This window comes from Streptomyces sp. NPDC053542, assembly GCF_044544685.1.
Classification (GTDB): domain Bacteria; phylum Actinomycetota; class Actinomycetes; order Streptomycetales; family Streptomycetaceae; genus Streptomyces.
Genome location: NZ_JBITXL010000007.1, coordinates 237,821 through 256,895 on the forward strand (window position 1 = coordinate 237,821; position 19,075 = coordinate 256,895).

At 72.3% G+C, this 19,075-nt stretch carries 18 protein-coding genes and 1 pseudogene; 12 read left to right on the forward strand and 7 right to left on the reverse strand.

Annotation, left to right across the window (positions count from 1 at the left end; translation table 11 throughout):
* Positions 1–115 precede the first annotated feature (115 nt).
* Entirely contained in the window at positions 116–832 is a 717-nt protein-coding gene (locus ACIGXO_RS21605) for an ester cyclase (RefSeq protein ID WP_399789101.1), read from the forward strand.
* Between the two features lie 12 nt (positions 833–844).
* Here the strand turns inward: ACIGXO_RS21605 and ACIGXO_RS21610 are convergent, their stop codons facing one another.
* Entirely contained in the window at positions 845–2,284 is a 1,440-nt protein-coding gene (locus ACIGXO_RS21610; RefSeq protein ID WP_399789104.1) for an MFS transporter, read from the reverse strand.
* Positions 2,285–2,412: 128 nt separating this feature from the next.
* Between ACIGXO_RS21610 and ACIGXO_RS21615 the strand changes: the two genes are divergently transcribed.
* From ACIGXO_RS21615 to ACIGXO_RS21640, 6 genes are all read left to right on the forward strand, one after another.
* A complete protein-coding gene (locus ACIGXO_RS21615) occupies positions 2,413–2,772 on the forward strand; it encodes an ArsR/SmtB family transcription factor (protein ID WP_399789107.1) in 360 nt (119 codons plus the stop codon).
* Positions 2,773–2,909: 137 nt separating this feature from the next.
* Entirely contained in the window at positions 2,910–3,329 is a 420-nt protein-coding gene (locus ACIGXO_RS21620; protein WP_399789111.1) for a DUF6153 family protein, read from the forward strand.
* Positions 3,330–3,419: 90 nt separating this feature from the next.
* A complete protein-coding gene (locus ACIGXO_RS21625; protein WP_399789113.1) occupies positions 3,420–4,073 on the forward strand; it encodes a DUF305 domain-containing protein in 654 nt (217 codons plus the stop codon).
* Positions 4,074–4,730: 657 nt separating this feature from the next.
* A complete protein-coding gene (locus ACIGXO_RS21630) occupies positions 4,731–5,108 on the forward strand; it encodes a hypothetical protein (protein WP_399789115.1) in 378 nt (125 codons plus the stop codon).
* A 217-nt stretch (positions 5,109–5,325) separates the two neighbouring features.
* Positions 5,326–6,408 (forward strand): PLP-dependent cysteine synthase family protein, encoded by a 1,083-nt coding sequence (locus ACIGXO_RS21635; RefSeq protein ID WP_399789689.1) that lies wholly within the window; start codon positions 5,326–5,328, stop codon positions 6,406–6,408.
* 53 nt (positions 6,409–6,461) lie between these two features.
* On the forward strand, positions 6,462–7,706 hold the full coding sequence (locus ACIGXO_RS21640; RefSeq protein WP_399789691.1) for an MFS transporter: 1,245 nt from the start codon (positions 6,462–6,464) through the stop codon (positions 7,704–7,706).
* 43 nt (positions 7,707–7,749) lie between these two features.
* Here the strand turns inward: ACIGXO_RS21640 and ACIGXO_RS21645 are convergent, their stop codons facing one another.
* Complete coding sequence (locus tag ACIGXO_RS21645; RefSeq protein WP_399789118.1) at positions 7,750–9,027, reverse strand: APC family permease; 1,278 nt, start codon at positions 9,025–9,027, stop codon at positions 7,750–7,752.
* A gap of 200 nt (positions 9,028–9,227) precedes the next feature.
* Positions 9,228–9,518: a heavy-metal-associated domain-containing protein gene (locus ACIGXO_RS21650; RefSeq protein WP_399789121.1), complete on the reverse strand. Its 291-nt coding sequence runs from the start codon at positions 9,516–9,518 to the stop codon at positions 9,228–9,230.
* A 261-nt stretch (positions 9,519–9,779) separates the two neighbouring features.
* Here ACIGXO_RS21650 and ACIGXO_RS21655 point away from each other — a divergent pair, with 261 nt between their 5' ends.
* A complete protein-coding gene (locus ACIGXO_RS21655) occupies positions 9,780–11,870 on the forward strand; it encodes an ATP-binding protein (RefSeq protein ID WP_399789124.1) in 2,091 nt (696 codons plus the stop codon).
* Between the two features lie 17 nt (positions 11,871–11,887).
* On the opposite strand, the gene ACIGXO_RS21660 is transcribed toward ACIGXO_RS21655, so the two are convergent.
* Positions 11,888–12,274, reverse strand: coding sequence for a VOC family protein (locus tag ACIGXO_RS21660; RefSeq protein WP_399789126.1), 387 nt, complete (start codon positions 12,272–12,274; stop codon positions 11,888–11,890).
* Positions 12,275–12,362: 88 nt separating this feature from the next.
* Complete coding sequence (locus ACIGXO_RS21665; protein ID WP_399789128.1) at positions 12,363–12,947, reverse strand: helix-turn-helix domain-containing protein; 585 nt, start codon at positions 12,945–12,947, stop codon at positions 12,363–12,365.
* A 117-nt stretch (positions 12,948–13,064) separates the two neighbouring features.
* Between ACIGXO_RS21665 and ACIGXO_RS21670 the strand changes: the two genes are divergently transcribed.
* From ACIGXO_RS21670 to ACIGXO_RS21680, 3 genes are read left to right on the forward strand one after another with little or no spacing between them, the layout of a single operon-like run.
* On the forward strand, positions 13,065–13,901 hold the full coding sequence (locus ACIGXO_RS21670) for an EamA family transporter (protein WP_399789131.1): 837 nt from the start codon (positions 13,065–13,067) through the stop codon (positions 13,899–13,901).
* Between the two features lie 58 nt (positions 13,902–13,959).
* Complete coding sequence (locus ACIGXO_RS21675; RefSeq protein ID WP_399789134.1) at positions 13,960–14,607, forward strand: FMN-binding negative transcriptional regulator; 648 nt, start codon at positions 13,960–13,962, stop codon at positions 14,605–14,607.
* A gap of 34 nt (positions 14,608–14,641) precedes the next feature.
* Positions 14,642–15,349 carry a B3/4 domain-containing protein gene (locus tag ACIGXO_RS21680; protein WP_399789137.1) on the forward strand — a complete coding sequence of 236 codons (708 nt, stop codon included), beginning with the start codon at positions 14,642–14,644 and terminating at the stop codon, positions 15,347–15,349.
* A gap of 25 nt (positions 15,350–15,374) precedes the next feature.
* Here the strand turns inward: ACIGXO_RS21680 and ACIGXO_RS21685 are convergent, their stop codons facing one another.
* Both ACIGXO_RS21685 and ACIGXO_RS21690 read right to left on the reverse strand, forming a co-directional pair.
* The gene (locus tag ACIGXO_RS21685; protein WP_399789140.1) at positions 15,375–16,136 is read right to left on the reverse strand and encodes a GNAT family N-acetyltransferase; all 762 of its coding nucleotides are present in this window, start codon (positions 16,134–16,136) and stop codon (positions 15,375–15,377) included.
* Between the two features lie 8 nt (positions 16,137–16,144).
* On the reverse strand, positions 16,145–16,918 hold the full coding sequence (locus ACIGXO_RS21690; RefSeq protein WP_399789142.1) for a thioesterase II family protein: 774 nt from the start codon (positions 16,916–16,918) through the stop codon (positions 16,145–16,147).
* A 268-nt stretch (positions 16,919–17,186) separates the two neighbouring features.
* Here ACIGXO_RS21690 and ACIGXO_RS21695 point away from each other — a divergent pair.
* A pseudogene (locus tag ACIGXO_RS21695) lies at positions 17,187–19,058 on the forward strand (AMP-binding protein); the annotation flags it as partial.
* Positions 19,059–19,075 lie beyond the last annotated feature (17 nt).

Sequence of the window (19,075 nt, forward strand, 5' to 3'; positions counted from 1 at the left end):
CCCGGCGGTCAGTGCTCCGAGGCGTTGATCGCCGTCGGCCTGTTTTTGCCAGCGGACAAGCCACAGACAGGCGTTCCTCACTAAACTGGATGAGGGGTCTTCTTTGGGAGGCACCATGACATTCATGCAGGTCATCGACTGCAGGACCACCAAGTTCGACGACATGAACCGGCTCATGGATTCCTGGGTCGAAGCGACCCAGGGCAAGCGGACCGCCACGCACGCGGTCGTCGGCCGGGACCGGTCGCAGGGCGATCACTTCGTCGAGATCATCGAATTCCCGTCGTACGAGGAAGCGATGACGAATTCCGCGCTCCCGGAGACCAACAGGATCTTCGAGGAGATGGTCGCGCTCTGCGACGGGATGCCGACCTTCACGGACCTGGACGTGGTCCGCGACGAGCAGCTCAACAAGGCGACCTGCCGCCGCTTCTTCCAGGAACTGGCCCGTGAGGGCGACGCCGCCGGGTTCGCCGAGTGCTTCACGGCCGACTACCACGACCACGATGTGGCCAACAAGGAGCAGGACACCCGTGGCGCCGACGGCATCCACGAGGAGGTGCTCGGCTACCGCAGCGCGTTCCCGGACTTCGAGTTCACCGTCCAGGACCAGATCGCCGAGGGCGACCGGGTCGTGACGCGCTGGACGTGGCAGGGCACCCACCGCGGCGAGATGCGCGGCATCCCGGCCACCGGCAAGAAGGTCACCATGGAAGGCACCACGACCTTCCTGTTCGATGAGCACGGCAAGATCAAGGAAGGCTGGTGGCACTGGGACGTACTCGGCATGCTCAGCCAGCTCGGCGTCGTCGACCTCCCGAAGTCCGCGTAGTCCCGCCAGGCGTCAACGGCCGGGAGTCAACGGCCGGGAGTCAATGGCCGGGGCGTGCTGGGGAGTCGTGGGCCACGTGGCGTGGAGGCTGTCGATGACGTAGGTGTGGCTGTGCCGCCAGCCCTCCGGTGACGGCGCGGCGCCGGCCACGTGCGGGTGCCGGGCGTCCAGGGCGGTGTGCACGTGGGGGAGCCGGTCCGGATCGCGAGCCGGCCACAGCCGCAGCGCCAGGAGCCCGGCCGCCAGAGCCGTCGTGCCCAGCGCGAGGACGGCCGACTGGAGCCCGGCCGCGGCGCCGAGCCATCCGGCGAGCGGATAGGTCAGCAGCCAGCACGCGTGGGACAGCGAGAACTGCGCCGCGAACGCGGACGTACGCCCCGTGGCCGGTGCGGAGCGGCGGATCAGCCGCCCGGCGGGCGTGAGCACCATCGAGCAGGCGGCGCCGAAGGCGGCCCAGGCCGCGAGGAGGGCGGGCCACCGCCAGCCGCCGCCACCGGCCGCGGTGATGCCGCCGAGGCCGGCGAAGACCACGGTGAGAAGCAGGGCGCCGCTCAGCATCACCGCGCGGTCGGACACGCGGTCGAGTACGCGGGGGAGCAGCAGCGCGACGGTCATGGAGCCGGCGCCGTACGCGCCGAGCGCGAGCGGTACGTCGCCGGCGGAACGGCCGAGATGGTCACGGACGTAGACGACGCTGTTGACGGTGACGACCGCGCTCGCGGCGGCGACGGCCAGGTTGAGCGCGAGCAGCGCACGCAGCCGCGGGGTCGCGAAGAAGAGACGTGCGCCCGCCGTTGCCTTGCCACGAGCGCCCGCCATCCCCTTGGCGCGGGCGCCTGCCGTTGCCTCGCCACGGGCGCCCCCGGTGTGCGCGGCCGCCGCCGGTTTGGGCAGTACGGCCGAGACCACCAGGGCGGCAGAGGCGAGGAAGCCGACGGCGGTGCCGGCGAACAGCCAGTTGTAGGTGATCAGAGAGAGCAGCGCGGCCGCGAGCGCGGGGCTGAACAGGCTCTCCAGGTCGTAGGCGAGCCGGGAGAGGGAGAGCGCCCGGGTGTAGTCGCGCTCGGCGGGGAGCACGTCGGGGATGACGGCCTGGAAGGTGGGGGTGAAGGCGGCGGAGGCTGCCTGCAGCACGAAGACCAGGACGTAGACCTGCCAGACCTGGTCGACGAACGGCAGCGTGAGCGCGACGGCGACGCGTATCAGGTCGCTGCCGGCGAGGAGGGCGCGGCGCGGCAACCGGTCGGCGATCGCACCGATGGCCGGGGCGATCGCCACGTACGCGACCATCTTGATCGCCAGGGCGGTGCCGAGCACCGAACCGGCTGCCGCGCCCGCGATGTCGTACGCGAGCAGGCTCAGCGCCACGGTGGCCAGTCCGGTGCCGACCAGGGCGATGACCTGTGCTGCGAAGAGGTGCCGGTAGGCGCGGTCGCGCAGTACGGAGAGCATGCGGCTGTCCCTTGGCCCGGACGGTCGAGGCTGACGCTCTTCACTATACGAATAGGTGCGCATCTGCGCACCTATTGTTCGCGGCGCCACGGTGCCGCAGTGTCTGTCGCGCGCTCTACGCTGTCTGCATGCCCGAACGCGACGCAGTGCCATCTGCACGACATGCGCATCTGCAGGCCCCCGACAGCGCCCGCCTGGCCGAGGCGACAGGGGTGTTCGCACTGCTCGCGGACGCGACGCGGCTGCACCTGCTGTGGCTGCTGGCGCAGGAGGAGTCCGACGTCGGCTCGCTCACCGAGCGCACGGAGGCATCGCGGACCGCGGTCAGCCAGCACCTCGCGAAACTGCGTCTCGCCGGGCTGGTCGAGACGCGGCGCGCGGGCAGGCACATCTACTACCGGCTGAGCGACGGGCACCTGCGCCGTCTCGTCCTGGAGGCCCTGAGCCACGCGGATCACCGCGTCAGCGGTGAGGCGGTGCACGACTGAAAGCTTGTGACCTCACGGCGCTCACAGGTCACGGTCCGGGCCGCCGCGCAGGAACAAAACGCGCCGGGCAGGGGTGGCCCGGGGTGCACCGGGGGTGTGCCGCCAGGCGCGCCACCTCGTATGTCTACGATGTGTCTGTGACGCACTACGGACTGCCTGCCCGGCCGCAGCGGATGCTGCGGTGCTGGGGGCTGCTCGTGGGTGCCCTGTTGTTGGGGCTGCTCGGCATGCACGGCCTCGGGCCGGGGCCGGGGATCGACGTGAAGGCCGGTCACCATCGGATGGCCGCCGACAGTATGAGCGGCAGTCCGGCAGTGTGCGTGTCCGGCCAGTGCGATCACGGTGACCACGGTGACCACGGCGGCGGGCAGGTCCACCACGCGAGCGCGATGTGCGTCTCGGCCTCCATCGCCGGGCCTCCGGAGCTGCCCGCGTTGCAGCCCGCTCTCATGAACGGCGCCGCATCGGCGGAACCCCGCACCTGCGACACCGCCGGCGATCCCAAGAACGGCCGGGCGCCACCCTCACTCTCCGAACTTCAACTCCTGCGGATATAGGCGCGGTTGCCGTGCCGCTCGCTCCGGGTGAGCAGGCGGCGCACATCGGTATGCCGTTCCTCAGCCATGCAACAACCCAGGAGTTCCGTCATGACCGCACACCGCGCGTTCCTCCGCCGTACCGCCCTCGTCGCCGCCACCGGTGCGGCCGCCCTCGTCCTCGCCGCTTGCGGCGGGAACGACAAGGGGCACGACATGGGATCCATGGAGTCCAGCTCCAAGCCGTCCGCCTCCGCGTCCTCGTCGGCCAAGGGCGGCAAGCACAACAGCACGGACGTCTCCTTCGCCAAGGAGATGATCCAGCACCACCGTCAGGCCGTCGAGATGGCCGACCTGGCCGACGGGAAGGGTGCGTCGGGCGAGGTGAAGAACCTCTCCTCGGAGATCAAGGGGGCCCAGGACCCCGAGATCAAGAAGATGTCCGGCTGGCTCACCTCGTGGGGCGAGGAGGTTCCCGAGGACATGAGCGCGATGGACCACGGCGACATGGGGCACGACATGTCGTCCTCGATGCCCGGCATGATGAGCAGCGAGGACATGGCCAAGCTGAAGAAGTCGTCCGGCGCCGACTTCGACAAGATGTTCCTCGAGATGATGGTCGAGCACCACAAGGGTGCCGTGCAGATGGCCGAGGACGAGAAGGCCAAGGGCGCGTACGGTCCCGCCAAGAAGCTCGCCGATGACGTGATCACGACGCAGCAGGCGGAGATCGACAAGATGAACAAGATGCTCGAGCAGAGCTGACGCGTCGCACGGTTCGTGAAGCGGCCGGCGGGCGATGCCCTGCCGGCCGCGGACCTTCTTGCCGCGGGGTACGATCACCTCGTGATTACGGCCGGGTTGCCTTCCAGCGCATGGCGGAGCCGCTCATCAGTGGTTCCGCTGTCCGTGTGGTGGCTCGGTCTGCTTCTCTTCGGCCTGCTGTACACGCACGCCGCGAGCCCCGAGATGACGGTGCGTCACACCCCTGGCGTCAGCAGCGCTGCGGGGATCTCCGCCGTGCAGGAGGACTCGTCCGGGGCCGGAGAAGCGGGTGGCCATCACGGCGGGCACGGCTCGCATCAGTACGTCGATGACTGCGCGCTGGGCCAGCCCGAACAGGGGCCCGATCTGGCGGCCCCCTGCTTGTCACCACTCGATGCGGCATGGGGGCGAGGCGTGCCCGTCATGGAGGGCGCCCACGGCCCGGCGGCACGGGATCTGAACGTCTCCATACCGCCATCGGCGGACCCAACGGTCCTGCGTCTTTAGAGGCCGGCGCTTACCGGCGTCCGGCCTCCCACGCCTGCCGTTTTTCCTGCGGTGCGGTGCGGGAACGGTCGACGGCTCTCCCGTCATCCCGTTGATCCCTGCTCGTCGTGCCTCCGTTTCCGAGGAGGGCGACACCCGCGCGGAGGATGCGTGCAGCTCCACCCCTTTCCTGCGCCGTACGCCCGCTGTGTATGGGCCGTACTGGGCGTACTCCTCTTCACCCTGCTGGGCTGCGGTGGTCTCCCGGCGCATCTGGACGCTCACGCGTCCGTGCCGGCCGCCTCGGCCCCCTCGCCCGCGGTCGCCGTCGAGACCGCCGACGTACCCGATGGGTGCGTGCGCTTCCACGGCGACGCCGCGCTCCGTACGGCTCAGCAGCCGTCCGTGCGCGCGGAGTCGGCCGCGACGCTCGCGTTGCCGGCGGTCACCGCCGGACCGCGGACCGCTGTCCGTTCCGCCGGTGCGAGAAACCGGAGTCCCGGCGAGGGGCGGACCGTGCTGGCCGCCCTCTGCCGGTGGCGCATATAGCCGCCGCCGTCGCGGCCGGTCCGAGACCGGCCTGCCGCGTGTCACGCCTGCCCGGGTGGCGCGCGAGATGAGCGTCCGATCCATCGCCGGCACGAACGAGAGCGAAACGATGCACTCTCCGACCAAGAGGCATTCCCTGATCAAGCGGAACCTGCCCGACCTGCCCGACCTGCCCACCGTGCGGCACTCCGCGACCACGAGTGACGTCAGTGACTTCATGGGGTGCGTTCCCGCCGAATCCTCCCTCCGCGGGCTGGTCGGCAACACGCCCGTCCTCCGGGTGTCCCAGCCCTTCACCTCCGGCGACCGCGGCTTCTGGGCCAAGCTGGAGGGCTTCAACCCCGGCGGCATCAAGGACCGTCCGGGCCTGCACATGGTGGAACGCGCCCGGGCCCGCGGTGACCTGCTCCCCGGCGCCCCGATCGTCGAGTCGACCAGCGGCACTCTCGGCCTCGGCCTCGCCCTGGCCGGGATGGTGCACGGCCACCCCGTCACCCTCGTCACCGACCCGGGCCTCGAACCCTCCATGACGCGGCTGCTGACCGCGTACGGCGCCACCGTCGACATGGTGCCCGCACCGCACCCCACCGGTGGCTGGCAGCAGGCCCGGCGCGACCGGGTCGCCGAACTCCTGCGGCGGCAGCCGGGCGCCTGGTGCCCGGACCAGTACGGCAACCCGGACAACGTCGCCGCCTACACCCCGCTCGCCCTCGAACTCGCCTCGCAGCTCGGCCACATCGACGTACTGGTCTGCAGCGTCGGCACCGGCGGCCACTCCGCCGGCGTCTCCCGCGTCCTGCGACAGCTCTACCCGGAGATGCGCCTGGTCGGCGTGGACACCATCGGCTCGACCATCTTCGGCCAGCCGGCCCGTACCCGGCTGATGCGCGGCCTGGGATCGAGCATCTATCCCCGTAACGTCGCGTACGACCACTTCAGCGAGGTGCACTGGGTGGCCCCGGCCGAGTCGGTCCGGGCGTGCCGGCAGCTGGCGTCCTCGCACTACGCGACGGGCGGCTGGAGCGTCGGCGCGGTCGCGCTGGTGGCGGGCTGGCTGGCCCGCACCCTGCCCCGCGAGACCCGTATCGCGGCGATCTTCCCCGACGGCCCGCAGCGCTATCTGGAGACCGTCTACAACGACGAATACTGCGCCGCACACGGCCTGTTGGACGTACGCCTCGCCCCGGAACCGGACCTGATCGGCCGGCCGGACGAGAAGGAAGTCACCCGCTGGACACGCTGCACGGAGGTCGCCGACCCCCTCGCCCCGGTGACACGCACCGAGGGAGGCGAAGCGTGAGGAAGAGCCTGATCACCCAGGTCCGCTCCTACGACCGCAGCGTCCAGCTGCTGATGGTGAATCAGTTCACCATCAACCTCGGCTTCTACATGCTGATGCCGTACCTGGCCGCCCATCTCTCCGGCACGCTCGGGCTGGCCGGCTGGCTGGTCGGCTTCATCCTGGGGGTACGGAACTTCAGCCAGCAGGGCATGTTCCTCATCGGCGGCACGCTCGCCGACCGCCTCGGGTACAAGCCCCTCATCATCGCCGGGTGCGTGCTGCGGACCGTCGGGTTCGCCGCCATCGGGCTGGTGGACTCGGTGCCCGCACTGTTCATCGCCTCCGCGGCCACCGGGTTCGCGGGCGCGCTGTTCAACCCCGCCGTACGTGCCTATCTGGCCGCGGACGCGGGGGAGCGCCGGGTCGAGGCGTTCGCGCTCTTCAACGTCTTCTACCAGGCCGGCATCCTGCTCGGCCCCATGGTCGGCATGCTGCTCACCGGGCTCGACTTCCGGGTCACCTGCCTGGTCTCGGCGGCCATCTTCGCCGTACTGAGCGCGGTGCAGATCCGCGCGCTCCCGGCGCGCCGGGCGAACGACGCGCCGCGGGGCTCCGGTCAGCGGCGGGAACGCGTGCTGTCGCAGTGGCGCACGGTGGTGGCCAACCGGGCGTTCCTGCTGTTCTCCACCGCCATGATCGGGTCGTACGTCCTCTCCTTCCAGGTCTACCTGGCCCTCCCGCTGGAGGTACGAAGGATGGGCGGCGACGGGGAGTTCGGCACGGCCGCGGTCGCGGTGATGTTCGCCGTATCGGGGCTCTCCACCATCCTGTGCCAGACCCGAGTGACCGCCTGGTGCAAGGCCAGGCTGGCGCCCGGCCGGGCACTGGCCTGGGGCCTGCTGACCATGGGCGCGGCCTTCGTGCCGCTCCTGGCCGCAGCGGCGCTGCCCGTACCGGCCGGTGGCCTCGGACTGTGGCTCCTGGCCGCGGTGCCGCCGACCCTGGCCGCGCTGCTGCTCGCCCTGGGCACGATGATCGCGTACCCCTTCGAGATGGACACCATCGTCCGCCTCTCGGGCGACCGCCTGGTCGCGACCCACTACGGGCTCTACAACACCATCTGCGGCATCGGCATCACCGTGGGGAACCTGCTCACCGGCGCGGCACTCGACGCCGCCCGCGCGGCCGGCGTGTCCGCCCTGCCCTGGCTCGTGTTGTGCGGGCTGGGGCTCGCCTGCTCGGCCGCCCTGTACGGACTCCAGCGGTCGGGCCGCCTGACGCGTCCGGAGGCCGCGGCAGAGCCCGTCGTCGTGTGATCTCCGCCTGATCCCTGACCGTGTACCCCACCGGGGTACACGGTCAGGTACGCCCGGCGGCGAGCGTGCGGCGCACGCCGTAGGCGGCGGCTCCGAGGGCGAGTACCGCGGCACCGGTGAGCACCGAGGGGAGGGGCAGGGCGAAGGCGAGGGCGAGACAGCCGGCCAGCCCCGCTACCGGGATGATGCGCGCCGGGCGGCCTTCGGCGGGGGTCAGGGTGAACGCGGAGGCGTTGGCGATCGCGTAGTAGACCAGCACCCCGAAGGAGGAGAAGCCGATGGCGCCGCGCACGTCCGCCGTTGCCGCCAGTACCGCCACCACGGCGCCGACCGCCAGTTCGGCGCGGTGCGGCACCTGGAAGCGCGGATGCACCGCGGCCAGGGCATGCGGCAGGTGCCGGTCGCGGGCCATGGCCAGCGTCGTCCGCGAGACCCCGAGGACCAGGGCCAGCAGCGAACCGAGCGCGGCGAGTGCGGCACCGGCGCGTACGACCGGCGCCAGCCAGGCAAGGCCCGCGGCCCGTACGGCGTCCGACAGCGGGGCCGTCGCCTCCCCGAGCCGGTGTGGCCCCAGCACCGTCAGCACCGCGACGGCGACGGCGGCGTACACGAACAGGGTGATGCCGAGCGCGAGCGGGACGGCACGGGGAATGGTGCGGGCCGGATCGCGGACCTCCTCGCCGAGCGTGGCGATGCGGGCGTACCCGGCGAAGGCGAAGAACAGCAGGCCCGCCGCCTGCAGCACGCCGCCGAAGGTCACCTCCGTACCGATCTCCAGCCGCGCGGCGTCCGCCGGGCCGGAGGTCAGCGTGGCGACCACGACCGCGGCCAGCACCGCCAGGACGGCCGCGACGATCACCCGCGTCAGCCACGCGGACTTCTGCACCCCGGCGTAGTTCACCGCGGTCAGCGCCACCACGGCGGCCACCGCCACCGCGTGCGCCTGGCCGGGCCACACGTACGAGCCGACGGTCAGGGCCATGGCCGCGCACGAGGCGGTCTTGCCGACCACGAATGCCCAGCCCGCGAGGTAGCCCCAGAAGCCGCCGAGCCGTTCGCGGCCGTAGACATAGGTGCCACCGGAGGCCGGGTAGCGCGCGGCCAGCCGTGCGGAGGAGGTGGCGTTGCAGTACGCCACCACGGCGGCGAGGGCCAGGCCGAGCAGGAGTCCGGAGCCGGCCGCGCGGGCCGCCGGGGCGAGCGCCGCGAAGATCCCGGCACCGATCATCGACCCCAGGCCGATCACCACGGCATCGGGCACGCCGAGCCGCCGCCGCAACTCGTCCGGGACACCGCCGCCGGCGGTCGACGGCTTGCTCATGGGCACACACTCCCCAGGGGGACGGCTGTACGTTCTGCGGTCCCTGGCGTCTCACGGGACCCGGTACCGCCAGACGATATCGTTCCCGGCCGTCCCCACCTGGAGCTGCCCGCCGCCCCGGTCGCTGCGCGGCGCGGCGGGCCCGCATGACTCGCGTCAGGAGCGCGGGGCGAAGCCGCGCGGGCGGAGCGGGGCCTGGCTCAGGCGGCCCGGCCGGTCAGTTCGTAGCCGGCCTCGTCGACGACCTCAGCGATCTTCGCGTCGTCGAGCTCGTCCGCGCTCACGACGCTCGCGGTGCCGGCCTCGACGTCGACCTCGACGCTCAGTACGCCCTCGACCTCGCCGATGGCCTTGGTGAGCGTCGCCTTGCAGTGGCCGCAGGTCATTCCGGCGATCGCGTAGACCGTGGTCCGGCTGTCGGCGACGGCGGTCGTGGTGCTCTGCGCGCCGTTGGTCTGGCAGCTGCCGTCGGGCGTACAGCAGTTGGACATGGTTCCTCCTTGGAACTGGAACGAGAAGAGATACCTGCCGGGGGTATCTACTGCGGCGTTGCTATGTATACCCCCTACGGGTATCTCTGACAAGCTATGGATCGTGAAGACCTGGAGCAGCAGGGCGCCGTGGGTGACGTATGCCTGCACTTCTACGACGCGAGGGCGGTCACGTTCGGACATCGGCCACCCGCCGTGCGGGAGGCTGGCACACTGCTGTCCACCACAGGGAACGGCACATGTACGGGGTGGCACGGCGGCATGACGACGGAGCGGTCGCGGGGTGGGAAGCCGGTCGGAAACCTGCCTGCCGAGACGACCCGGCTGATCGGCCGCGGGACGGAACTGAACGCCCTGCGCGAACTGTGCGAGCGGTCCCGGCTGGTGACTCTCACCGGCGTGGGCGGCGTCGGCAAGACCCGCCTCGCCCGGGCTGCCGCGGCCGAGCTCCGGCCCCGGTTGCGGGACGGCGCCTGGTTGGTGGAGCTCTCGCCGCTGAGCGAGGGCGCGCTGCTGGCGCACACCATCGCCGACGCGCTGCCGCTGGTCGACCGGACCACCCGGCCCGTGATCGACGTACTCGCCGACTATCTCGCCGACCGGGAAACGCTGCTGGTCCTGGACACGTGCGAGCATCTGACCGACGCCTGCGCGATGGCCGTCGAGGTGCTGTTACGGGCCGCACCGGGCCTGCGGATCCTGGCCACCAGCCGCCGCGCCCTGGGCGTGGTCGGCGAGGAAGTGCTCGCGGTCGAGCCGCTGCCGGTGCCGGTGACGTGCGACCCGGCGGCGGGGGAGGCGGACGCGGTGACGCTGCTGGCCGAACGGGCCGCCGAGACCGTACCGGGCTTCGCCGTCACCGACGCCAACCGGGCCGACCTCCTGGCGCTGTGCCGCCGCCTGGAGGGCCTGCCGCTCGCCCTCGAACTGGCCGCGGCCCGACTGGGTGAGCTGCCCGTACGGGAACTGACCGGACGGCTCGACGACCGTTTCGCCGTCCTCGGCGACCCCGGCCGCAATGCGTCCGGCGCCGGACCCCCATGGCATCAGGGCCTGCGCACCGCCATCGGCTGGAGCCACGAACTGTGCACTCCGGCCGAGCGGCTGCTGTGGGCGCGACTGTCCGTCTTCGCCGGGAGCTTCGACGCCGAGACGGCCCGTGACGTCTGCTCCGACGACCGGCTGCCGGACGACGAGATCCCTGCCCTGCTGGGCACGCTGGCGGAGAAGTCGATCCTGATCTGGCAGCCGACCGGCGGCGGCGAGCGCTACCGGATGCTGGACACGCTCCGCGAATACGGCGCCGGCTGGCTGCGCCGCCTGGGCGAAGAGGAGCAACTGCGCTGCCGGCACCTGGAGTTCTACCGGGCACTGGCCCGCCGGGGCGACGCCGGGTGGATCGGTCCCGAGCAGTACGCCTGGCACGACCGGATGAACGCCGAGCACGACAACCTCCGCGCCGCCCTGGAGTTTGCCCTGGCCGAGCCGGCGGGGCGCACCGCGCTGGAACTGGCCGGGGCGCTGTGGTTCTTCTGGTACAGCTGCGGCTTCCCCAAGGAGGGCCGGCACTACCTGGAACGGGCCCTGGCCGCCGACACCCGGCCCAGCCCGGCCCGTATCAAGGCCCTGCACGCGTGCGGCCAGGCGATCAGTGTCCTGGGCGATCCGGTCGCCGTCGAGGCGCTGGCAGCCGAGTGCGCCGCCGCGGCCGGGCACTTCGGCGCCACGGAAGCCGCCCTCGCCACGGCCCTGGACATGTACACGGCGACGCAACGCGGTGACCTGACACGCGCGGCGTCCGTGGCCGAGAGCCTGCTGGCCCCGCTGCGACGCGGCGAACCGCCCACCTTCGACACGCTGGCGGCCCTGGTGATGCGCAGTCAGGCGGCCATCGTCACGGGGCGCATCGAGGACGCCATGGCCACGCTGGACGAGCTGAGCTTCGTCTGCGACCTGTACGGCGAGCGCTGTGCCCGCGCCGGAGGCGACCTCACGCGCGCCCAGGCCGAGCTGGCCCGCGGCCGGACGGCGGACGCGCGGCGGTACGCCCGGTCGGCCCTGGAGGTCAAGCGCCGGCTGCGCGACGGCCTGGGCACCGCCATGTCCTTCGACGTGCTGGCCCAGGTCGCGGTCGCCGACGGCCGGTGCGAGCCCGCGGCCCGGCTGCTCGGCCTGGCCCAGCAGCGCTGGGACACCCTCGGCCGGCACCAGATCGGCATCCCCGCGTGGGTCGCCGCCCGCCGGGCCTGCGAACAGCGGGCCCGCGCCGCCCTCGGCGACGACGCCTACCGGCTCGCCTTCCGCGCCGGCTACGAAAGCGACCCGGACACCGGAATCGACCCGCTCGCGTAACTCGGTGGCCGGGCGCCCTACTTGGTGTGCACGATCTGGATCAGGTTGCCGCAGGTGTCGTCCAGGACCGCGGTGGTGACCGTGCCCATGTCCACCGGCTCCTGGGTGAACCGCACCCCGAGCCCGCGCAGCCGGTCGAACTCCGCCTGTACGTCGTCCACGGCGAAGGAGGTGGCCGGGATGCCGTCCTTGACCAGCGCCGCCTTGTACGGGGACACCGCGGGATGGCCCGAGGGCTCGAGCAGCAGCTCGGTCCCCTCGGGGTCTTCCGGCGAGACCACGGTCAGCCACCGGGCGTCGCCCAGCGGGATGTCGTGCTTCTTCACGAAGCCCAGCGTGTCGGTATAGAAGCGCAGGGCCTTGTCCTGGTCATCGACGAAGACGCTGGTGATGTAGATCTTCACGGGCTGCTCTCCGGTGCGTCGGGCCTGGGGGGCCGGGCCTGGGGGTCGGGCCTGGGGGTCGGTGGTCCAACCTAAGCAAGCGGCCGGGTCAGGTGGGGGAGCCCGGGCCGGGCGGCAGGTGGACGGTCATGATCAGGTGGCAGGTGCCGGTGCCCGCGCCGCGGTAGGTGTGGGCGGTGTCGCCGTCGAAGGTGGCGGTCTGGCCGGCTTCGACGGGGTGCTCGGTGCCGTCGACGAGCAGGATCATCCGGCCGGCGGTGACGCTGACGGTTTCGACCACTCCCGCCTGGTGGGGATGGCTGGGGTACTCCTCGCCCGGCTCCAGCCGCCAGCGCCAGACCTCGACCGGGGCCGGGCCCGAGGTGGTCAGCATGAGCCGGGCCTCGCCGCCCTGCGGCCCGGCCCACAGCGGGGTCAGGGCGTCGGCGGCCACGACGCGGACGCGTCCTTCGGTCCGGCCCTCCAGCAGGGCGGACACGGAGACGCCGAGGGTGTCGGCCAGCCGTACGAGGGTGGCGAAGTTCGGGTTTCCCTGGGCTTTCTCCAGCGCCACCAGGGCGCCCTTGCTGACCTGGGCGCGCCGGCCGAGTTCGTCCAGAGACAGGCCCGCGCGAGTGCGGGCCGCCCGGACGTTGTGCGCGAGCGTCCGCAGGGCTGCCTCGGTCTCTGCCATCCGATCACCATCCTGGCCGGTGGACCTGTGGAATGTACCGCGCGGTCGTTTGGTTGACACGTGGCGGTCGGTCCGTTGTACGGTTCGGTCGTTCCATTGATAGTAAGGGATGGCACTGTGATCGCTCTACTGCTGGCCCTGGGCAGCTCCCTCGCCTACGGATGCGCCGACTTCCTCGGCGGTCTCGGCGCCCGCAAGGCGCATGTGCTGCGTACCGTGCTGGTCGCGGCGCCGGCCTCGCTCGCGGTCGAGCTGCTGCTGTGGCCGGTGCTCGGCGCCTCGTTCAGCGCCGCCACCCTCGGCTGGGGCGCCGCCTCCGGTGTCGCCTCGGCCACCGCGTTCGCGCTGCTCTACAAGACCCTGGCGATCGGCCCGATGAACGTGCTGTCGCCCGTGACCGCGCTGGTGTCCGCCGCGCTGCCGGTCGCCGTCGGACTGCTGCAGGGCGAGCACCTGGCCCTCGCCGGACTGATCGGCCTGCCGCTCGCGCTCGTCGCGGTCGTCCTGGTCAGCGCCGGGCACGGCGCCGGTTCCGCGCGGCCCTCCCGTACGGCGCTGTTGCTCGCCTTCGGCGCGGGCGCCGCCATCGCCCTCCAGCTGGTCTTTCTGCACCAGGCGCCGTCCGACAGCGGGGTGGGTCCGCTGATCGTGGGCCGGGCGGTCTCCTCGGCCGTCACCCTGGCCGCGGCGGGCGTGATGTACCGCAGGCTGGGCTCCGAGCGGCCCGCGTACGCGGTCTCGGCCGCCGCCGGCGTGCTGGACTCGGTGGCGAACCTGCTGTTCCTGCTGGCCGCCCGCAGCGGCGACCTCACCGTCGTCGCCGTGATCACCGCCCTGTACCCGGCCGGTACGGTCCTGCTCGCCCGCGGCGTGCTCGCCGAACGCATCCACCGCGGCCAGCTCGTCGGCCTCGGCACCGCCGCCGTCGCGGTCAGTCTGCTGGCCCTGACCTGAGCAAGCGCGCACCCCACCACGCATGGACCGCGCAACCCACCACACGTAGGGAGACCTCATGTTCATCCAGCCCTGGGACGCCAGTCTGGACGACGCCGAATGGCAGAGCTGGATCGCCGAGGGTCATGACTTCGGCCAGCTCAGCGTCAACGGCCTGCCCGGCCGCGCGCCCGCCGTCGTCCCCACCCACTTCACCACCGACGGCAACGACCTGCTGATCCACCTCGCCCGGCCCAACCCGGTCTGGGAGGCGATCGAGCACGACCCGAACGTCACCTTCACCGTCATCGGCGATTACGCCTTCATCCCCGGCCCCTGGCGCGCCAAGCCCGACATACCGCCCACCGACGGCGTGCCCACCAGCTACTACGCGGCCGTGCAGTTCACCTGCCGCGCCCACCTCGTCGACGACCCCGAGGCGAAGGCGGAGTTGCTGCGCCGCCAGCTCGCCCACTTCCAGCCCGACGGGGAGCACGGCCCGGTCGCCGCCGACCGTCCGCCGTACGGCCGGATGCTGCCCGGCATCCGCGGGCTGCGCCTCGAAGTCACCGAAGTGCTGGCCAAGTTCAAGTACGACGACCACAAGCCCGTCGAGCAGCGCGCCGCCGTCGCCGACCGCCTCACCGAGCGCGGCCAGGGCCTGGACGTGCCGTCCGCGCGCCAGCAACTGCGCCGTCTCGACCGCATCGGCCCCTGGAAGCCCTGACCCCCGCACCCGCACAGGAAACGGAATCCCGCCCATGCCCGCCTTCCGCATCGGCCCCGCTGTCGCCGACGCCTTCCCCGACACCCGCATCGCACTGGTCACCGCCGCCGGCCTGCGCGGCCGCGAAACCTGGCCCGGGACCACCGCCGCCGTGGCGGACCTGGAGCGGCAGCTCGCCGAGGGCAGTTGGCATCCCGCCGACGAGAGCGATCCCCGCATCGAGGCGTGGCACACCGCCTACCGCTCCTTCGGTACCAACCCCCGCCGCATCCGCCCCAGCGTCGACGCGCTAGGCCGCCGCATGGCCAAGAAGGGCGGCCTGCCGTGCATCAACCCGGCCGTCGACTCCTACAACGCCGTCTCCGTCCGCCACGGGCTGCCTGCCGGGGCCTTCGACCTGGACCGGGTCACCGGTGACGTCGAGATCCGGTACGCGGCGGGAAGTGAGGAGTTCACGCCGCTCGGCGAGCCCGACACCGTCGAGAGCCCCAAGCCCGGCGAGATCATCTACGCGGACGCCACCGGCGTCCTGACCCGCTACTGGAACCACCGGGACGCCCACCGCACCCGCGTCACCGAGGACTCCCAGCAGGTCGTCTTTGCACTGGAAACGCTTCATGCCGCCCGCGACGGCCACCTGCTGAAGGCAGCGGCGGACGAACTGCAGAGCCTGCTCGCCCCGCACGCCGAGCGGACCGCGGTGCACTGGCTCAGCTCTGCCGAGCCGCACGTCGGCGTCTGAGCGTCGGCGCCCGAGAGCCGGTACCTCACCAGGTGTCGAACTCCACGGTGGTGAATTCTTGGACCGTGCGGAAACCCAGGCGGTGGTAGACGCGGCGGGCGTGGTGATTGGCGGAGTCGAGGGCCAGGACGCAGCAGGACGGGCCGCGTTGCAGTGCCCGGTGCGCCAGCCATGCGGTCACCGCCGCCGCCAGTCCCCGGCCCCGGTGCGCGGGCGCGGTGGCGATCGACGCGAGGGAGCGCAGATCCGTGCCCGGTTTGCACACCATGGCTCCGACGGCGATCAACGTGCCGTCCGGGTCACGGATGCCCGCCCACAGTTCGGCCTCGGGGGCACCGGGGCGTACGGAATGCTCGGGGCTGGCCGCGGTGAGCAGCGTGGTGATCTCCGTACTCGCCTCCATGCCCACCGGCATCACCCGATCCTCGGCGGGCTGCGGCGGCGGCGCGTGATGCAGGGCCAGCAACTCCCAGTCCTGCGTGGCGCTCACGTCGCCGGGCACCTCGGTTCCGCGCGGCACCGTGACGAGGTACGGGGGCTCGGCGCGGTCCGCGAGCATCCGACGGACGAGTTTCGCGACGGCGTGCGGCTCGCCGACCGCGGTGAGACTGCCGTCCGGCTCGTCCGGGGTGCCGGTGCCGTAACAGACGGCACCGGGCAGCAGCCGGCCCGGCCCGGTCCACGACGGGCCGATGACACTCCTGGTCCACAGGTCGTCGGTGGCGGCGAGGATCTCCGCACCGGTGCACAGACCGGTGTCCACGTACACGTTCATGTTCATGTTCATGTTCACGGTCATCGTGCGGCCGCCAGTCGGCCGAGCCGGCCGTCGATGTCGCGCACCACGTCGGCGGCGTGCGGGACGAGGAAGAAGTGGCCGCCGGGGAACGCGCGGGCCGCGAACCGCTCGGGACTCACCTCGGCCCAGGCAAGTACGGACTCCGCGGGATTGTCGACGTCGTCCTCGCCGTAGTACGCGGTGAGGGACAGCGGGAGCGGGCGCAGCGTCGCCTGCGCGGCGTAGGAGTCCACCAGCCGGTAGTCGGCCCGGATCGAGGGCAGGACCAGATCGAGCAGGTCCGGGATGTCCAGGGCCGCGGCCAGCGGTCCGCCGCGCCGGCGTACATCGGAGAGCAGCACGTCGTCGGGCTGGGAGCCCAGCTCGGAAGCGCGCAGCCGGTGCGGGGCCGCGCGCCCCGAGACCAGCAGCGTGTCCGGGCCCGGCCGGCCGCTGTCCGCCAGCCGCCGCGCGACTTCGTACGCCACCGAGGCCCCCATGCTGTGCCCGAAGAACGCCGTCGGTCCGGTAACGAGCGGCGCGACGGCATCCGTGAGGGGCCCGGCGAGTTCCGTCATATCGCGCGCGCAGGGCTCGCCGATGCGGTCCTCGCGGCCGGGATAACACACGGCGAGAACTTCGATGTCCGCGGCGAGCCACTGCGGCCATGCGCGGAAGAAACTGGCGGCGCCGCCGGCGTGCGGAAAGCACACGAGCCGCACGCGCGGGTTCGGCACCCGGCGCAGGCTGCGCAGCCAGGACGTGCCGGCAACGGCATCGGCGGGGCTCATTGCAGGTACCTCCGGGTCCGGGGACGGCCTTCGCGGAACAGGGCGGGCGTGCGCACATCTCGGCACACCCGGCGCCCGGACATTACAAGGGGCGCTTATCGGTGACTTATTGCCGTCGCCGGCAGCCCGCCGAAAACACCGAAAGGACTTCAATACAGCGCCGAAATGCCCGCTCCATACCGTGCTCGTCCAGGTGTTGGTTCAGGACCAGTGCCAGCGGCGAGCGGACCGCCGGAAGGCGAATCGAGGAGTCGGATCCATGGCAGGTATGGCGGTGCGGAACTTCTCACCTTCGGAAGGTTCGGAGGGCTTGGAGGGAAGGACGGTGCGGGCCGGTCTGCTGGAGCGCCTGGCGGCACACGCCGTCCGCACGCCGGACCGCATCGCGGTCACCGGTTCCGGAGTCCGCTGGACCTACCGGGACTTCGCGGCGGAGACGGACCGGCTGGCCGCCCGGCTGCGGGCACTGGGAGCGGCCGCGGGGAGCACGGTGGCCGTGTACGCGCGGCGCACCCCCGCACTGGCCGTGGCGCTGACCGCGGTGGCGAAGACGGGCGCGGCCTTCACCGTGCTGGACGCGGCGTATCCGGCGGAGCGACTCCGGCAGTACGCGGCGCAGGCCCGGCCGTTGGCCTGGATCTCCTGCGACCCCGGCGGGCTCCCGGCAGGACTGGCCGACGGCCCGGTACTGAACGCGGTCGCACCGGAGGCGGACGGCGCGCGTGACACGGGGGAGAGTGAGCGGGGGCTGACGGCTGGTCAGGACAGCTCGCGCGACGCCTACTTGGTCTTCACCTCGGGCACCACCGGGCGCCCCCGCGCGGTCCGCGGCACCTGGCGGCCGGTCGAGCACTTCCTCGACTGGTACGCCACGGCCTTCGGCCTCGGCCACGACGACCGCTTCGCGGTCCTGTCGGGCCTCGGCCACGACCCCTTGCTGCGCGACCTGTTCACTCCTCTGTGGGTCGGCGGCACGGCCTGCTTCCCCGACGTGGAGGTACGGGAGGCCGCCAAGGTCGCACAGTGGCTCGCCGACGAGTCCGTCACCGTCGCCCACCTCACCCCGGGCCTCGCGGACGCGCTGGCCGACAGCGCCCCCACGGGCGGCTGGCCCGCGCTGCGGCTGACCGGCTTCGGCGGCGAGGCGGCGACCTGGCGGCTCGTCGACTCCTGGGCGGCCGCGGCCCCGCGGAGCCGGGTGCTCAACATGTACGGCACCACTGAGACCCCGCAGGCCGTCTCGGTACTGACCCTCCGGGACTCCGACGGCCACCGGCCGTTCGCGCCGCGGGACTCCGATGGCCACCGGCCGTTCGCCTCGCGGGGCGCCGCCGTGCCGATCGGGCCGGGCATCGACGGCGTCGAACTGCTGGTGCGCGCCGCGGACGGCACCCTCACCCAGCCCGGCGAATCCGCACCGGACGGCGAACTGGTGGTACGGAGCCGTTACCTGGCCCACTACCACGACCAGCAGCAGCCCGGCTTCGACGCCGAAAGCACCGCCCCCGAAGCCCGGGACGCCGTGCGTGACTACCGCACCGGCGACCACGTACGCCCCCGCCCCGACGGCACCCTGGAGTACCTCGGCCGCCTCGACGACCAGCTCGCCGTGCGCGGCTTCCGGGTGGAGCCCGCGGAGGTCGAGGCCGTGTTGCTGGACTTCCCGGGCATCGTCCGGGCCGCGGTCGTCTGCCGCGACGACGTCCTGACCGGCCATGTGGTCGCGGCCGCGGGCAGCGCTCCGCAGGCCGCCGCCGTACGGGAGTTCGTCGCGGCACGGCTTCCCGCGCACGCGGTACCGGCCAGGATCGTGTTCGCCGCGGCGCTCCCGCTGACCCCCAACGGCAAGATCGACCGGGCCGCCCTGGCCGCAGAGGCCGATTCCGCGGCCGGTTCCGAAGCCAGTTCCGCCGACGGCCCGGCCGCCGCGGGACAGGCGCCCAGGACCGCGCGCGAGGAGATCCTGTGCGGGCTGTTCGCCGAGGTGCTCGGGGCCGGCCGGGTCCACGCCGACGACGACTTCTTCGCGCTCGGCGGCCACTCGCTGAAGGCCACCCGCCTGATCAACCGCATCCGCCGGCTGCTGGGCGTGAGCATCCCGGTCAACGCGGTCTTCGACGCGCCGACCCCCGCCGCGCTGGCGGCCCGCCTCGACGA

Bases quoted from the DNA above. Each gene is read 5' to 3' on its own strand.
- ACIGXO_RS21675 (WP_399789134.1), top strand. From the start codon at position 13,960: ATGTTCATCCAGCCCTGGGACGCCAGTCTGGACGACGCCGAATGGCAG.
- ACIGXO_RS21610 (WP_399789104.1), bottom strand. From the start codon at position 2,284: ATGCTCTCCGTACTGCGCGACCGCGCCTACCGGCACCTCTTCGCAGCA.
- ACIGXO_RS21690 (WP_399789142.1), bottom strand. From the start codon at position 16,918: ATGAGCCCCGCCGATGCCGTTGCCGGCACGTCCTGGCTGCGCAGCCTG.
- ACIGXO_RS21680 (WP_399789137.1), top strand. From the start codon at position 14,642: ATGCCCGCCTTCCGCATCGGCCCCGCTGTCGCCGACGCCTTCCCCGAC.
- ACIGXO_RS21665 (WP_399789128.1), bottom strand. From the start codon at position 12,947: ATGGCAGAGACCGAGGCAGCCCTGCGGACGCTCGCGCACAACGTCCGG.
- ACIGXO_RS21625 (WP_399789113.1), top strand. From the start codon at position 3,420: ATGACCGCACACCGCGCGTTCCTCCGCCGTACCGCCCTCGTCGCCGCC.
- ACIGXO_RS21635 (WP_399789689.1), top strand. From the start codon at position 5,326: ATGGGGTGCGTTCCCGCCGAATCCTCCCTCCGCGGGCTGGTCGGCAAC.
- ACIGXO_RS21640 (WP_399789691.1), top strand. From the start codon at position 6,462: ATGGTGAATCAGTTCACCATCAACCTCGGCTTCTACATGCTGATGCCG.
- ACIGXO_RS21650 (WP_399789121.1), bottom strand. From the start codon at position 9,518: ATGTCCAACTGCTGTACGCCCGACGGCAGCTGCCAGACCAACGGCGCG.
- ACIGXO_RS21605 (WP_399789101.1), top strand. From the start codon at position 116: ATGACATTCATGCAGGTCATCGACTGCAGGACCACCAAGTTCGACGAC.
- ACIGXO_RS21645 (WP_399789118.1), bottom strand. From the start codon at position 9,027: ATGAGCAAGCCGTCGACCGCCGGCGGCGGTGTCCCGGACGAGTTGCGG.
- ACIGXO_RS21615 (WP_399789107.1), top strand. From the start codon at position 2,413: ATGCCCGAACGCGACGCAGTGCCATCTGCACGACATGCGCATCTGCAG.
- ACIGXO_RS21655 (WP_399789124.1), top strand. From the start codon at position 9,780: ATGACGACGGAGCGGTCGCGGGGTGGGAAGCCGGTCGGAAACCTGCCT.
- ACIGXO_RS21685 (WP_399789140.1), bottom strand. From the start codon at position 16,136: ATGAACATGAACATGAACGTGTACGTGGACACCGGTCTGTGCACCGGT.